16 protein-coding genes are annotated in these 13,617 nt (G+C 57.6%); 13 read left to right on the top strand and 3 right to left on the bottom strand.

Features of this window, described 5'->3' with window-relative positions; translation table 11 throughout:
- The first annotated feature begins 11 nt into the window (after nt 1-11).
- Complete coding sequence (locus B0B09_RS00715) at nt 12-1,643, top strand: alpha-D-glucose phosphate-specific phosphoglucomutase (protein ID WP_076657943.1); 1,632 nt, start codon at nt 12-14, stop codon at nt 1,641-1,643.
- Here B0B09_RS00715 and B0B09_RS00720 read toward each other — a convergent pair.
- Nucleotides 1,640-3,250: an alpha-glucosidase gene (locus tag B0B09_RS00720; protein ID WP_076657944.1), complete on the bottom strand. Its 1,611-nt coding sequence runs from the start codon at nt 3,248-3,250 to the stop codon at nt 1,640-1,642. The genes B0B09_RS00715 and B0B09_RS00720 overlap by 4 nt on opposite strands.
- Nucleotides 3,251-3,653: 403 nt before the next feature.
- On the opposite strand from B0B09_RS00720, the gene B0B09_RS00725 reads away from it, so the two are divergent.
- The 7 genes from B0B09_RS00725 to ureG are packed head-to-tail and all read left to right on the top strand — an operon-like array spanning nt 3,654 to nt 8,472.
- Nucleotides 3,654-4,406, top strand: coding sequence for an urease accessory protein UreD (locus B0B09_RS00725; RefSeq protein WP_242654312.1), 753 nt, complete (start codon nt 3,654-3,656; stop codon nt 4,404-4,406).
- 3 nt (nt 4,407-4,409) lie between these two features.
- Nucleotides 4,410-4,712, top strand: a complete 303-nt coding sequence (locus B0B09_RS00730) for an urease subunit gamma (RefSeq protein ID WP_076657946.1) — start codon at nt 4,410-4,412, stop codon at nt 4,710-4,712.
- Nucleotides 4,713-4,718: 6 nt separating this feature from the next.
- The gene (locus tag B0B09_RS00735; RefSeq protein ID WP_055292009.1) at nt 4,719-5,024 is read left to right on the top strand and encodes an urease subunit beta; all 306 of its coding nucleotides are present in this window, start codon (nt 4,719-4,721) and stop codon (nt 5,022-5,024) included.
- Complete coding sequence (ureC, locus tag B0B09_RS00740; RefSeq protein WP_076657947.1) at nt 5,024-6,733, top strand: urease subunit alpha; 1,710 nt, start codon at nt 5,024-5,026, stop codon at nt 6,731-6,733. The genes B0B09_RS00735 and ureC overlap by 1 nt, the downstream gene beginning before the upstream one ends.
- An 8-nt stretch (nt 6,734-6,741) precedes the next feature.
- A complete protein-coding gene (locus tag B0B09_RS00745) occupies nt 6,742-7,215 on the top strand; it encodes an urease accessory protein UreE (protein ID WP_076657948.1) in 474 nt (157 codons plus the stop codon).
- Nucleotides 7,205-7,852: an urease accessory protein UreF gene (locus B0B09_RS00750; RefSeq protein ID WP_076657949.1), complete on the top strand. Its 648-nt coding sequence runs from the start codon at nt 7,205-7,207 to the stop codon at nt 7,850-7,852. Before B0B09_RS00745 ends, B0B09_RS00750 begins: the two co-directional genes overlap by 11 nt.
- The gene (ureG, locus tag B0B09_RS00755; protein ID WP_076657950.1) at nt 7,849-8,472 is read left to right on the top strand and encodes an urease accessory protein UreG; all 624 of its coding nucleotides are present in this window, start codon (nt 7,849-7,851) and stop codon (nt 8,470-8,472) included. Before B0B09_RS00750 ends, ureG begins: the two co-directional genes overlap by 4 nt.
- On the opposite strand, the gene B0B09_RS00760 is transcribed toward ureG, so the two are convergent.
- Nucleotides 8,456-9,055 (bottom strand): LysE family translocator, encoded by a 600-nt coding sequence (locus B0B09_RS00760; protein WP_076659715.1) that lies wholly within the window; start codon nt 9,053-9,055, stop codon nt 8,456-8,458. The two genes, ureG and B0B09_RS00760, sit on opposite strands and share 17 nt — an antisense overlap.
- 72 nt (nt 9,056-9,127) lie before the next feature.
- On the opposite strand from B0B09_RS00760, the gene B0B09_RS00765 reads away from it, so the two are divergent.
- Together B0B09_RS00765 and B0B09_RS00770 are read left to right on the top strand one after the other, a co-directional pair.
- Nucleotides 9,128-9,580, top strand: coding sequence for an Lrp/AsnC family transcriptional regulator (locus B0B09_RS00765; RefSeq protein WP_076657951.1), 453 nt, complete (start codon nt 9,128-9,130; stop codon nt 9,578-9,580).
- A gap of 82 nt (nt 9,581-9,662) precedes the next feature.
- Nucleotides 9,663-10,130 (top strand): hypothetical protein, encoded by a 468-nt coding sequence (locus B0B09_RS00770; RefSeq protein WP_076657952.1) that lies wholly within the window; start codon nt 9,663-9,665, stop codon nt 10,128-10,130.
- Nucleotides 10,131-10,465: 335 nt separating this feature from the next.
- Here B0B09_RS00770 and B0B09_RS00775 read toward each other — a convergent pair whose 3' ends face one another.
- On the bottom strand, nt 10,466-10,681 hold the full coding sequence (locus B0B09_RS00775; protein ID WP_076657953.1) for a DUF1127 domain-containing protein: 216 nt from the start codon (nt 10,679-10,681) through the stop codon (nt 10,466-10,468).
- A gap of 246 nt (nt 10,682-10,927) precedes the next feature.
- Between B0B09_RS00775 and B0B09_RS00780 the strand changes: the two genes are divergently transcribed.
- The 3 genes from B0B09_RS00780 (at nt 10,928) to B0B09_RS00790 (ending at nt 13,617) form a co-directional block, all read left to right on the top strand.
- Nucleotides 10,928-12,001: an Mrp/NBP35 family ATP-binding protein gene (locus B0B09_RS00780; protein ID WP_076657954.1), complete on the top strand. Its 1,074-nt coding sequence runs from the start codon at nt 10,928-10,930 to the stop codon at nt 11,999-12,001.
- On the top strand, nt 12,001-12,483 hold the full coding sequence (locus B0B09_RS00785) for a GNAT family N-acetyltransferase (RefSeq protein WP_076657955.1): 483 nt from the start codon (nt 12,001-12,003) through the stop codon (nt 12,481-12,483). The genes B0B09_RS00780 and B0B09_RS00785 overlap by 1 nt, the downstream gene beginning before the upstream one ends.
- A 642-nt stretch (nt 12,484-13,125) precedes the next feature.
- Nucleotides 13,126-13,617 (top strand): division/cell wall cluster transcriptional repressor MraZ, encoded by a 492-nt coding sequence (locus B0B09_RS00790; RefSeq protein ID WP_076657956.1) that lies wholly within the window; start codon nt 13,126-13,128, stop codon nt 13,615-13,617.

Consider the following 13,617-nt stretch of genomic DNA (forward strand, 5'->3'; position numbering starts at 1 on the left):
GAGGACGAGATATGCCGATGCAAAATGTACGGACCACTCCGATCGAAGGGCAGAAGCCTGGAACGAGTGGGCTGCGCAAGAAGACAGCTGTATTCCGCCGTCCGCACTTTCTGGAAAACTATGTACAGGCGATCTTTGACGGGATCGGTGGTGTTGTAGACAAAACGCTGGTCGTGGGTGGCGATGGGCGGTTCTTCAATGATGACGCGGTTCAGATCATTTTGCGTATGGCCTCTGCGAATGGTGCCGCGAAATGCATCGTCGGGCAGGGCGGTATTCTGTCCACGCCTGCTGCGTCGCATATGATCCGCCTGCGCAATGCCGATGGCGGATTGATCCTTTCGGCCAGCCATAACCCCGGTGGCGCGGACGCGGATTTCGGCTTGAAATACAATGGTCCAAACGGTGGGCCCGCGTCCGAGGCGGTTACGGATAAAATCTACGAGCGCACCAAAACGCTCGACCTTTACCGTATTGTTGCGGCCTCGGATATCGACCTTGGCGCGCTGGGCGAACAGTCAGTCGCAGGGATGAGGGTCGAGATTGTCGATCCGGTCGCCGACTATGCGGCTCTTATGCAAACAATCGTTGATTTCGACAAAATTCGCGCGCTGTTTGCCGGTGGTTTCACGATGTGTTTTGATGCCATGCATGCGGTGACAGGCCCTTATGCCCACGCGATCCTTGAGGGGATGTTGGGCGCGCCCAAAGGCACCGTGATCAATGGCATTCCAAGCCCCGATTTCGGCAAGGGCCACCCTGATCCCAACCCTATCTGGGCGAAAACCCTGATGGACAAGATGTATGGCCCGGGCGCTCCCGATTTCGGCGCTGCGTCTGACGGGGACGGTGACCGCAACATGATCGTGGGCCGAGGGGCCTATGTCACACCGTCCGACAGTCTGGCGCTGCTGACAGCCAAGGCGCATCTGGCCCCGGCCTATCGCGGCGGTCTGGCAGGTGTGGCGCGGTCGATGCCCACATCGCGCGCAGTGGACCGTGTGGCGGACAGCCTCGGGATTGATTGCTTTGAAACGCCAACAGGGTGGAAGTTTTTTGGCAACCTGCTGGATGCCGGCAAGGTCACGCTCTGCGGCGAGGAAAGCGCCGGCACCGGATCAGACCACGTGCGCGAAAAAGACGGGCTATGGGCGGTCCTGTTGTGGCTGAATATTCTGGCCGAGACCGGGCAATCTGTCTCCGATTTGATGGCGGATATGTGGAAGACCCACGGACGCTGCTATTATGCGCGCCATGACTATGAGGATGTGGAAAGCGCACCAGCCCAAGACATGATGGATGCTTTGCCTGGCAAGCTCGCCACGCTGGCAGGCACCACGATTGGCGGTATGACCGTTTCAGAAGCGGATGAATTCGCCTATCTCGACCCCGTTGATGGCTCAAAATCCACAGGCCAGGGCATCCGGATCAATTTTGAAGGCGGCGCACGTGCGGTATTCCGCCTCTCAGGGACAGGCACGCAAGGTGCTACGATCCGGCTTTATCTGGAACAGCTGGTGACCGATCCGGACCGTCTGATGGACGATCCGGAACAGGTGCTGGCTGCTGTGCGCGATGCGGCCTTGGCGCTGTCGGACTTGCAGGCGCTCACCGGACGCGATGCGCCCGATGTGATCACCTAGATCGGCGTTGTTGGCCCGTGCTTGAGGTAGGCAAACCCGTTGCCTTCCAGCGTGAAGGTGTCACTGCTGATCGATGCTGATTGACCCAAAGCAATCTCTGCAGGGGCTTTCATTGCCAGTTCATGGGTGTCCTTGGACAGGTTGAAAACGCAGGTCAGCGTTTCGTCCTCAGCCTGACGGGTGAAGGCCAAAAGCGGTTCCGGAAGGTTGATGAACGTTGTCTTGCCGCGTGCCAGCGCGGGGCTGTTTTTCCGGTAGGCGATCATGTCCTTGTAGTAGGACAGGATGCTGTCTGGCCCTTGCTGCTGATCCACCGCTTTTGCGGCTTGTGGTGCCTTGACGGGCAGCCAGGGCTTACCGGTTGAAAAGCCCGCATTCGGCGCGTCTTTTTCCCAGACCATCGGCGTGCGGCAGCCGTCACGGCCTTTGACCGACGGCCAGAAGCGCAATGCGGGTGGATCGGTCAGCTCGTGATACTCCATCTCGGTTTCGGTCTGGCCCAATTCCTCGCCCTGATAGATGCCGATGGTACCTTCAAAGGACATGAGCATCGCGCAGGCAAACCGCGCCATACTGTCTTCTGACACCGCATGTTCGGCCCAGCGGGTGACCTGCCGTGGCACATCATGGTTGCTGAATGACCAATAGGGGTGCCCGTCAGGGGCGCCGCGCTGAAAACCTTCGATGCAATTGCGGAAATGCTCGGCGTTGAAATCGGGGCCCAGCATCGCAAAGCTATAGGCCATGTGCAGACGGGTATTGCCTGCGGTATATTCGCCCATGATCTCGATGGACCGGTGGCCCATTTCGCCCACTTCGCCGACCATCATGATGTCGTCGTATTGATTGGTCAGCTTGCGCAGCTTTTCCAGAAAGCCGATGTTTTCGGGCCGTGTCTTGTTATAAAGGTTGCGCTGCATCCCATAAAGATCGGTCGCCATCACCTGTGGACGTGTTTGTGCCGGCGGGTTTGAACGCAACTCTTTATCGTGGAAATAATAGTTCACCGTATCAAGGCGGAACCCGTCCAGCCCGCGATCCAGCCAGAATTTGCAGGTCTCGAGGATTGCCTCAACGACATCAGGATTGTGGAAGTTCAGATCAGGCTGCGAGGTCAGAAAGTTGTGCTGGTAATACTGCCCGCGCTGGGGATCGAATTCCCATGCGGGGCCACCAAAATGGCTGTGCCAGTTTGTTGGGGGCGAGCCATCGGGCAGCGGATCGGCCCAGACGTACCAGTCTGATTTGTCATTATCGCGGCTCAGACGCGATTGCTTGAACCATTCATGCTTGTCCGAGGTATGCGATAGCACCTGATCGACGATCACCTTCAGGCCGCGCGCGTGCGCCTGCGCGATCATTTCGTCAAAATCCTCCAGATCACCGAACAGCGGATCAACGGCCAGATAGTCAGACACGTCATATCCCATATCTGCCTGTGGGGATTTGAAGATCGGCGATAGCCAGATGCAATCGACCCCAAGTTCCGCGATATGGTCAAGGCGGCTTGTGATGCCGCGCAGATCCCCGACGCCATCGCCGGTGCTGTCCTGATACGAACGCGGATAGACCTGATAAATCACGGCACTTCGCCACCATTCGCGCATGATGCGGCTCCTTGTTTTAGCGCTAACATTCCTGAATTGCGTAGAGCGAAACACGCAAGAGGTAAACCGTCTCGGATGTAAGGCCACAGGATTTATTGCCGCGGGTGATAAATTGCCTGTTGTGGCGTGTTTTGCCTCTGCCTGTTCTCTATGCTGCCGTGGGTTCGCTGCCAATCTAGCAGGCAGTTTACAGGTTTCCTGCGCAATAATTGTGCATCTGGCAAAAGCCGTCTCGCATCCCCTCTGAAGACCTGCCTTCGCCGCGCAGACTATGCGCAAACTCTAAGCGAAATAAGAATCCCCGGAGCATCAGATTAACCGTCCCGTCCATATCACGCCGCAAGACGCGCAAGCAGTGCAACCGCGTGCGCGGGGCAGTGCGTTTTTGACTGTGGCAGGGGATGTGACTGGGCGAACGGGGCTTGTTGATCTGCGCCATGCGGGATCGTCCAAACTGGTTTTTCCGCGCAATTTCAATGACAGCTTAGAAGCAATCCTTGTGAATACCGCAGGCGGGATCACGGGGGGCGATCACTATACACTAGCCGCGACGGTCAAGGCCGGCGGTGCGCTGACACTGACAACACAGGCCGCCGAGCGGGCCTATCGCGCGCAAGTCAGCGAAATTGGCCGCGTTGAAACCGCCTTGACGGTCGACGCAGACGCGACGCTTCACTGGCTCCCTCAGGAATTAATCCTCTTTGATCATTGCGCTCTGCGCCGTCAGTTGCAGATCGACCTGCACGGCAATGCGAGCCTGCTGATGGTTGAACCCATCGTGCTGGGCCGTGCGGCGATGAAAGAAACACTACGCCAGATTCATTTTCAGGATCGCATTCGCATTCATCGTGATGGTGCGCCGATCTATATTGACGGCATAGATTTTTCTGGCGACGCCGCCGCCCATGTTGCCCGCCGGGCGATTGCGGATGGTGCACGTGCGATGGCGAGCCTTGTTTTGGTCCGCTCTGATGCGGCCGCACAACTGGATACGCTGCGTGCCATGCTGCCGCCCACCGCAGGCGCCAGCCTGCTGGCCGATGATGTGCTGGTCATACGCCAGCTGGCCGAAGACAGCTTTGTGTTGCGGCGTGATCTGATGCCGATCCTCAGCCATCTGACAAATAATTCCCTGCCCATTTCATGGAGGCTTTGAGCCATGCAACTGACCCCCCGCGAAAAAGACAAATTGCTGATCGCCATGGCCGCCGAGGTGGCGCGCAAGCGGCTGGCGCGCGGCGTGAAACTCAACCATCCCGAGGCGATTGCCCTGATCACCGATGCGGTGGTGGAGGGCGCACGCGATGGCCGCTCTGTCGCTGATATGATGGAGGCGGGCGGGCGAGTTGTCAGCAAAGAGCAGTGCATGGAGGGCATCGCCGAGATGATCCACGAAGTGCAGGTCGAGGCCACGTTTCCCGACGGCACAAAACTTGTCACAGTTCACAACCCAATCAGGTAGGCGCATATGATCCCCGGAGAACTCTTTCCCGCTGACGGCAATCTTGTTTTGAACGCAGGCGCGGCCGCAATCACCCTGATGGTGGCCAACACAGGTGACAGGCCGGTGCAGGTCGGTAGCCATTACCATTTTGCCGAAACCAACCCTGCGCTCGATTTTGATCGTGCTGCGGCCCGCGGTATGCGTCTTGATATCGCATCCGGCACGGCGGTGCGGTTTGAACCGGGCCAGCGCCGCGAGGTGCAGCTGATCCCGATCAGTGGCGCGCGCCGCATTTTCGGCTTTAACCAACAAATCATGGGGGACCTGTAATGCCTGTTGAGATTTCCCGCGCGCATTACGCCGCAATGTACGGACCGACCACGGGCGACAAGCTGCGCCTTGCCGATACCGATCTGGTGATCGAGGTTGAGCGCGACCTGACCACCTATGGCGAAGAGGTGAAATTCGGCGGCGGCAAGGTGATCCGCGATGGTATGGGCCAATCACAGGTCACGCGTGCCGGTGGTGCAGTTGATACCGTCATAACCAACGCGCTGATCGTCGATCACTCCGGCATCTACAAGGCTGATGTTGCGCTCAAAGACGGTTTGATCCACGCCATCGGCAAGGCAGGCAACCCTGATACCCAGCCCGGTGTCGACATTATCGTCGGCCCTGGGACCGAGGTCATTGCTGGTGAGGGCCGTATCCTGACCGCAGGCGGCATGGACAGCCATATCCATTTTATCTGCCCGCAGCAGATGGAAGACTCGCTGCATTCCGGTGTCACCACCTGCTTTGGTGGCGGTACGGGGCCAGCGCATGGCACATTGGCGACGACCTGCACCCCCGGTCCGTGGCATATCGGGCGGATGCTGCAAAGCTTTGATGGTATTGCGATGAATATCGGCCTGTCGGGCAAAGGCAACGCCAGCCAACCCGAGGCTTTGGTCGAAATGGTCAAAGGTGGCGCCTGTGCGCTGAAACTCCACGAGGATTGGGGCACAACACCTGCCGCAATTGATTGCTGTCTGTCGGTGGCCGATGACATGGATGTGCAGGTCATGATCCATACCGATACGCTGAATGAATCCGGCTTTGTGGAGCACACCGTCGGCGCGATCAAAGGCCGCACGATCCATGCCTTCCATACTGAGGGCGCAGGTGGCGGCCATGCCCCTGATATCATCAAGATTTGTGGTGATGCCAATGTGCTGCCGTCCTCAACCAACCCGACACGGCCTTTCACCGTCAATACGCTGGAAGAGCATCTCGACATGCTGATGGTCTGTCACCATCTGGACAAATCCATCCCCGAGGATATCGCCTTTGCCGAAAGCCGTATCCGTCGCGAAACGATTGCCGCCGAGGATATTTTGCATGATATCGGTGCGTTCTCGATTATCGCCTCGGACAGTCAGGCCATGGGCCGCGTGGGCGAGGTGGTTATCCGTACTTGGCAGACTGCCGATAAGATGAAGAAACAACGCGGGCGTCTGGCTGATGAAACAGGTGAAAACGACAACATGCGTGTGCGCCGCTATATTGCGAAATACACGATCAACCCTGCAATCGCCCAAGGTGTAAGCCATGCCATTGGTGATATCAGTGTCGGTAAACGCGCCGATCTGGTGCTGTGGTCGCCTGCGTTTTTCGGGGTCAAGCCCGAGATGGTGTTGATGGGCGGTATGATCGTTGTGGCGCAGATGGGTGATCCCAATGCCTCGATTCCCACACCGCAGCCTGTTTATACGCGGGCCATGTTCGGCGCTTACGGCAGCGCGCTGCGCAACACATCCGTAACCTTTATTTCGGGTGCGGCCGAGACGGCGGGATTGCGTGACAATCTTGGTTTGGCCAAGCAAACCGTGGCGATCAAGAACACGCGCAACATCAGTAAGGCGGATATGGTGCTGAACACGGCCTTGCCGAAAATCGAAGTGCATCCTGAAACCTATGAGGTGCGCGCCGATGGTGAATTGCTGACCTGTGAACCTGCGCAAAGCCTTCCGATGGCGCAACGCTATTTCATGTTCTGAGGGACGCCATGCAACAGATACCCATCGGGCAAACTATTCACCGTGCCGGGCAATGGTCCGGTGGGGTCGCAGTTTGCGAACTGGATTATGCAGCCAGATTCTTGCGCCGCAAGCGGTTGACAACGACAGAGAATGAACCTTTTTTGATTGATCTCGCGCAGACCACATCACTTAATCATGGGGATGCTCTGGAACTTGATGACGGGCGCTTGGTTGAAATCCGTGCGGCAGAAGAGGCGCTCTACCGTGTGACTGCACCGGACCTTGTGCGCGTCGCGTGGCATGTGGGCAACCGCCATACGCCCTGCCAGATTGCTGGCGATCATCTGTTGATCCTCGCTGATCCGGTGATCGGACATATGCTGGAACATGTCGGTGCAACGGTCACACCTGTGACGGCGGCCTTTACGCCCGAAGGTGGCGCATACGGTCACGGGCGGACCCATTCGCACGAACACGTTGCCACGGCCCATGACCACTAACCGCGATATTCTGACCTTGGCGCAATGGTTGTCGCCTGCCTTTCCTGTGGGGGCCTTTGCCTATTCGCACGGGCTAGAGGCGGCGGTGCGGGCGGGGTGGGTTGCCTCGGGGGCCGACCTTGCGGAATGGCTGGAGGATGTGATTGCCAACGGTAGTGGGCGCAATGATTGTATCCTGTTACGCGCGGCTTACGCCGCCGAAGATGATGCAGCGCTGGGCGGTGTTGACGCATTGGCGCGTGCGTTTGCCGCGTCGCGCGAACGGCAGTTGGAACAAGCCCAGCAAGGGGCCGCATTTTGCAAAACTTCAGCGGCGATTTGGGGGGGTGACGCGGTCGCTTACCTTTATCCCGTGGCCGTCGGGGCCGCAGCTGCCAAGCTGCGGATTGATCCGGAATTGACGGCGGCGATGTACCTGCAAGCGGTGGCCAGCAATCTGATTGCCGCCGCGCAACGTCTGATGCCGCTGGGCCAGACAGAAGGGCAGGCGGTGCTCTCGGCCCTTGCCCCGCTCTGCGAAGAGGTGGCGCAATCGACAGCCAGCCTGGCTTGTGATGATCTGCAAAGCACCGCCTTTCTGTCCGATATCGCCGCCATGCGGCATGAAGTTCAACAACCAAGGATATTTCGCACATGACCAGAATGAACGGTCCGCTGCGGGTCGGGATCGGTGGCCCCGTGGGTGCGGGCAAGACGACATTGACAGCCGCACTCGCCCGCGCACTGCACCCCGCCTATTCGATCGGGGTGATCACAAATGATATCTATACCCAAGAAGACGCCGAAGCCCTGATGCGGATGCAAATTCTGCCGCAAGACCGTGTGATCGGTGTGGAAACAGGCGGTTGCCCGCATACGGCAATCCGCGAGGATGCCTCGATCAATCTGGCGGCTGTGGCCGAGATGCAAAAGCGCCACGCCGTGCTTGATCTGGTGTTGATCGAAAGCGGGGGTGACAATCTCTCTGCCACGTTCAGCCCCGAACTGGCCGATCTGACGATCTATGTCATTGATGTTGCCGCAGGCGAGGAAATTCCGCGCAAAGGCGGACCTGCGATTACACGCTCCGACCTTTTGGTGATCAATAAGACCGATCTTGCCCCCCATGTGGGTGCCTCACTTGACGTGATGGAACGCGACAGCAAACGCATGCGCGGTGATGGCCCGTTCGTGTTTTGCGCGCTGCGACACGGCAAAGGCGTTGAGGCTGTGGTGGATTTTATCAAACAAGCGGGCGGGCTCAGGGTCGCAGCATAGGGTAAAGCGAGACCACCAGAAGCACCGCCATTGTTATATTGAACACGCGGAGCCGCCGCGCAGAGCCAAGCCAGCGGCGCACCTGCACCCCCATCCACGCCCAGATCGTGACTGAAGGCAGATTTACAGCAGAAAAGATCAGCGCGACCATCACCGAGCCGAGGATGACGCCCCGATCTTGGGGTGCGTAGGCGCTGATTGCGGTGATTGCCATGAACCACGCTTTGGGGTTGACCCATTGAAAAGCTGCGGCCTGCAGGAATGTAAACGGTTTGCCGGTAACTTCCTTTGCCTCGGGCGGGACAGCATTGGCGATTTTCCAAGCCAGCCATAACATATAGGCAGCGCTGAGGACCTTCAGGACGATGTTCAGGACAGGGTAGGTGGTAAAGATCTGGAGCAAGACAATACCAACCATTGCAACCATAAACGCATGGCCAATTGATATCCCCAGCATATGCGGGACAGTGCGCCGTAAACCGTAATTTGCACCCGAGGCCATGAGCATCAGGTTATTGGGGCCGGGTGTGACCGAACTTGCAAAGGCAAAGCCGACGAGCGCGATAAGGATTTCGTATGTCATTGCGCAATAATACGCGTCAACGGGCACAATGAAATTGCCAAGATGCGGTGTATTGCCGTAAATGTGCAACCTATGGCGAAGATTGATCAAATGAACGACAGAATATTGCGAGCTTTATCGCGCGACGGCCGCATCAGCAATCTGCAATTGGCAGACGAGGTCGGCCTGTCGCCATCGGCCTGCCTGCGGCGGGTGCAGGAACTGGAACGCAGCGGCGTGATCAAAGGCTACCGCGCGCGTCTTGATCCGGTGCTGACGGGGCGGGCCTATGTGGTTTACGTCGCGGTGGGGCTATCCGAGCATACCAAAGCGGCGCAAACCGGTTTCGAGCAGGCGATGGCATACGCTGACGAAGTCACAGAGTGTCATAATGTAGCTGGGGCGTTCGAATACATGCTGCGCGTCGAAGTGGCCGATTTGCCAGCGTATAAGGCGTTTCACACGGAAACGCTGGGCACTGTACCGCATGTGCGGTCGATCACGAGTTATATGGTCATGGGCTCGCCGAAGGATGTAAGAGGGTAGCGTTTTGCCAGTTCTGGAACCAAGGACCATCCGCTCAGGCAGGAAAGGCCCTGCCGTTGTTACGGCCGCAGTCTTTCTTTTGATGGCGGCGTTTCCGGCAATGCTCTTGTGTTTCACGGTGTACTTCACGGGTTGGCGTCCAGGTGATCCGGTCGTCAGGGCCTTGATGGGGGCCACGTTCATGCTTGTGATGTTGTCGTGGCTGGCTTGGCGTTTCTTGCCGATGCGCGTGGCGGAAGTGACGTTTGACGTGACTGGGATCACGTTTTGCGAGATGCAAAATGGCAAGACCCGCTTCGTGCGTCAGACAATTGCATGGTCCGAAATTTACGCGCTGTTGGGGACCGGAAGAAAGAGTTTCTTTGGTGTCGAATTGCACACCAATGGCCCGCCGCCAGGGCGTCGGATCGTGACGTCGGTTTCGGGCGGCGGTTTCGTTGTCCGCATCGCAGTCCCCTATGCGAAGACAGCAGGGTACCATGTTAAACCGGTCTTCACGGACGGATTTTTGTCAGAAGAAATCTGGAAGCTGTTCAAGACCGATAGCTGAATTGCTTGCTTGCCATAAAAAAACGGCCATGCCCGGGAGGAGGTGGACATGACCGTCTTTATTTATCAGCGCCTCCTTGCGTCTCGGGAGGAGAAGAAGCAAGGCGCGTCCTCGCTGGCGTTGCTCGGGAGGAGGTGAGCGCGGCCTGCGGTATCATCGGTTCCACCCGGGAGGAGGATGGGCGGTTCCGAAACTGGTGTTATAAAGCGGCGGCACCCGGGAGGAGGTGGATGCCGCCACCTTATTGCTGACCCAAAGCCTCGGGAGGAGGTGAAGCGATGGGCCTTGGTCCAGATCTGCCTAAAGGGAGGAGGTAGCAGATCTGAATTCGTGAATTACTTTCCGTATGCCGCTTCATAGGCGACGGACTTGATCATGCTGCGCGACATGCCCAAATCGTTAAGGTCACGTGACGACAAGCTCTGCAGTTCGCTCAGCGTCTGGTTATAAACGCGGCGCTTTGCAGCTTTTACGGCGAGCTCTGCGCGGAATGACGCAATGCGCTCACCCAGAGAAGTGCCAGCGAAGAATGTTTCGGTACGAACGGTCATTTTACTACTCATTGTCTATTGCGTTGCGGTCTGTGCCGCTGTGTTGTGACCAAGATGTATGATGATGCTGCAGTTGCACAATAGATCATTCTGCAATGCAGCTATGCGGTAAATGCATAAGCATTCCTGACCTATTGTTAAGAAACTGTCACAAAATTGGGCATCGGCGCCCGAGGCCTTGCGCTCCTACATAAACCTGCCAAAGGTTGGCGCGAATTTGAACACAAACGAAACAAGGGTCCTGCAATGGCTGTCACACGCGATGAAATTTTAGGCGCTCTGTCCCGACTCACTTTGCCCGGTGGCGAGGATCTCGTGTCGCGCGACATGATCCGTGCCTTGACGATTGAGGGTGGTGCGGTGCGTTTCGTGATTGAGACGACCGATCCGGCCGAGGCCGCCAAAATGGATGGGATCCGCCGCGCAGCCGAGGATATCGTGCGCCGCCTGCCGGGGGTAGAGACGGCCTCAGCCGTTCTCACGGCGCATGGTCCGGCACCAAAACCCGCCGCGCCGCCTTCGCTGAAGGTCGGGCGCCACCCGACGCCGCAGGCCGGGCCCGCAAAGGTGTCCGGTGTTGATCGCATTCTGGCGATTGGTTCAGGCAAGGGCGGGGTCGGTAAATCAACCGTGTCTTCCAATCTTGCGGTTGCACTTGCGCGCGAGGGGCGTCGGGTGGGCCTGCTGGATGCGGATATCTATGGACCTTCTCAGCCCCGCATGATGGGCGTGAACAAACGCCCCGGCAGCCCCGATGGCAAAACCATCATTCCCTTGCAGGCGCATGGTGTGACCATGATGTCCATCGGTCTGATGATGGAAGAAGGCAAAGCCGTTGTCTGGCGTGGACCAATGTTGATGGGGGCATTGCAGCAGATGCTCGGGCAGGTCCAATGGGGTGAACTTGACGTGCTGATCGTCGATCTGCCGCCCGGGACAGGTGATGTACAGTTAACGCTTTGCCAGAAAACAGAGCTGACCGGTGCGATCGTCGTTAGTACGCCGCAGGATGTGGCGTTGATTGATGCACGTAAGGCGCTTGATATGTTCAACAACCTAGGCACACCTGTTCTGGGGCTGATCGAGAACATGTCGACTTTCCACTGCCCGAACTGCGGGCATGAATCGCAGATATTCGGTCATGGTGGCGTTGCGGCCGAGGCTGACAAGATCGGAGTTCCGTTTCTGGGCTCTTTGCCGATTGATCTTGATACGCGTCTTGCGGGGGATGGTGGCACGCCGATTGCGGCGGGCGATGGGCCGATGGCCGATGCCTACCGCGCCTTGGCGCGCCGCTTTATCACAGGTGGCATGGCCTGATGATCCGCAAGGTGCAGCCTGCGGATTTTGATGCCATCTGGCCGCTGCTGCGTGATGTGTTCCGTGCCGGCGATACCTATGCCGTCGATCCCGCAATCAGCAAGGCGGACGCGCTGCGCTATTGGACGGGTGGTGTGGCCTGTTACGTGGCCGAGGACGCGCGGGGGATCATCGGCACCTACTATATCAAGACAAACCAGGCTGGCGGCGGCGCGCATATCTGCAACTGCGGCTACATCGTGGCACCCGCCGCGCGCGGGCAGGGACTGGCCGCGCAGATGTGCGTGCACAGCCAGAACGCGGCCCGCGCGCTGGGCTACCTTGCGATGCAATTCAATTTTGTCCTTGCCAGCAATACCGGCGCTGTCCAGCTGTGGCATCGGTTGGGTTTTACCACGGTTGGTACGATCCCCGATGCGTTTGCGCATCCGGCACAGGGCTTTGTTGACGCCTATGTCATGCATAAACGCCTGAGTGATTAGCGCGGCGGCGATGAAAACCGCGTCAGACCGCCAGCAAGCGGGTCCGGCTCTCTCTTTTTAGATTCACTTCGGGATTTCATGGAATCCGGTTCTGATACGAATCGGATTTTGTTGAGATTCGGCAGACAACGCGGGTAAAGTGAACGTCTCGCCCGTCTTCAACAGCGGTGGCTACCGGTCGTATCTGAAAAAAGTGCCGTTTTACAGCTCATCGTCGAAATCATTTTTTCGCACTACATATTGTGCCATATCCACAAAGTTTTCCCACAAATATGATCTATCTGCTCAATTTCTTCTAGATGTTGTTCGCGGTGTAGCCCTGAAACACCATGTAGTACCATAAAATCCCAAAAAACTGTTGATCGAAGCGGCAACTGGTGCCACAACTGTTTCACGGTAATGACGAACACGACTTCAAAGGGGCATCTTAAGAACCCCAACCGGCAAAAGCAGGTTTCATACAGGCTTCGCCATTACCGAAACTAGATCCGGCGCGTGAGCGAGCAGACATCCCCCCAGGTGGCACGCGCAGTCGGACTTCCCTTCAAGGGACGAGGCGGCGGATTGATCAGTGGCAGCAGATCAATCCGCCGTTTTCACATCTAAGGCAAATTTCGGGGGTTATTGAGGGCGCAGGGTACAGTGGTTCTGAGTTTTACAGGCACACACACCCAAAAGGTGGACGGAAAGGGGCGCATGTCGATCCCTGCTGATTTCCGCCGTGTGCTTGAAGCTGGCGATCCTGAATGGACCCCTGGTCTTTTCCCGCGCATGTATCTGCTTTACGGCGACCACCTGAAAAATAATTTGCAGGGCTACACCGTTGAGGAATTCAACGCGCTGGCCGCCCAGATCAAAGCCTTGCCGCGCGGGTCTGCGCGCAAGCACAAATTGTCCCTTCTGGTTTTGGGCCAGTCGATCAAGCTCGACATTGATAAAGACGGGCGCACCGTCATGCCGCTCAAGCAGCGCGAAAAGCTGGGCCTGACCGATGGCGAACTGACCTTCGTGGGTCTCGGTGACTATTTCGAGATTTGGAAAGCGGATGTCTTTGGGAAAGTAAGCGAGACTGTCACTGACTGGCTGGACGAGCAGGGGGAAGATTTTGACCCGCTCATCCTCTTGGATGAATGA

Origin of the sequence: Yoonia rosea, assembly GCF_900156505.1 — a bacterium.
GTDB classification, from domain to species: Bacteria; Pseudomonadota; Alphaproteobacteria; order Rhodobacterales; family Rhodobacteraceae; genus Yoonia; species Yoonia rosea.

What these genes read in the sequence shown, in the direction of transcription:
- B0B09_RS00715 (WP_076657943.1), top strand. Translation starts at nt 12, where the DNA reads ATGCCGATGCAAAATGTACGGACCACTCCGATCGAAGGGCAGAAGCCT.
- B0B09_RS00720 (WP_076657944.1), bottom strand. Translation starts at nt 3,250, where the DNA reads ATGCGCGAATGGTGGCGAAGTGCCGTGATTTATCAGGTCTATCCGCGT.
- B0B09_RS00730 (WP_076657946.1), top strand. Translation starts at nt 4,410, where the DNA reads ATGCAACTGACCCCCCGCGAAAAAGACAAATTGCTGATCGCCATGGCC.
- B0B09_RS00735 (WP_055292009.1), top strand. Translation starts at nt 4,719, where the DNA reads ATGATCCCCGGAGAACTCTTTCCCGCTGACGGCAATCTTGTTTTGAAC.
- ureC (WP_076657947.1), top strand. Translation starts at nt 5,024, where the DNA reads ATGCCTGTTGAGATTTCCCGCGCGCATTACGCCGCAATGTACGGACCG.
- B0B09_RS00745 (WP_076657948.1), top strand. Translation starts at nt 6,742, where the DNA reads ATGCAACAGATACCCATCGGGCAAACTATTCACCGTGCCGGGCAATGG.
- B0B09_RS00750 (WP_076657949.1), top strand. Translation starts at nt 7,205, where the DNA reads ATGACCACTAACCGCGATATTCTGACCTTGGCGCAATGGTTGTCGCCT.
- ureG (WP_076657950.1), top strand. Translation starts at nt 7,849, where the DNA reads ATGACCAGAATGAACGGTCCGCTGCGGGTCGGGATCGGTGGCCCCGTG.
- B0B09_RS00760 (WP_076659715.1), bottom strand. Translation starts at nt 9,055, where the DNA reads ATGACATACGAAATCCTTATCGCGCTCGTCGGCTTTGCCTTTGCAAGT.
- B0B09_RS00765 (WP_076657951.1), top strand. Translation starts at nt 9,128, where the DNA reads ATGGCGAAGATTGATCAAATGAACGACAGAATATTGCGAGCTTTATCG.
- B0B09_RS00770 (WP_076657952.1), top strand. Translation starts at nt 9,663, where the DNA reads ATGGCGGCGTTTCCGGCAATGCTCTTGTGTTTCACGGTGTACTTCACG.
- B0B09_RS00775 (WP_076657953.1), bottom strand. Translation starts at nt 10,681, where the DNA reads ATGACCGTTCGTACCGAAACATTCTTCGCTGGCACTTCTCTGGGTGAG.
- B0B09_RS00780 (WP_076657954.1), top strand. Translation starts at nt 10,928, where the DNA reads ATGGCTGTCACACGCGATGAAATTTTAGGCGCTCTGTCCCGACTCACT.
- B0B09_RS00785 (WP_076657955.1), top strand. Translation starts at nt 12,001, where the DNA reads ATGATCCGCAAGGTGCAGCCTGCGGATTTTGATGCCATCTGGCCGCTG.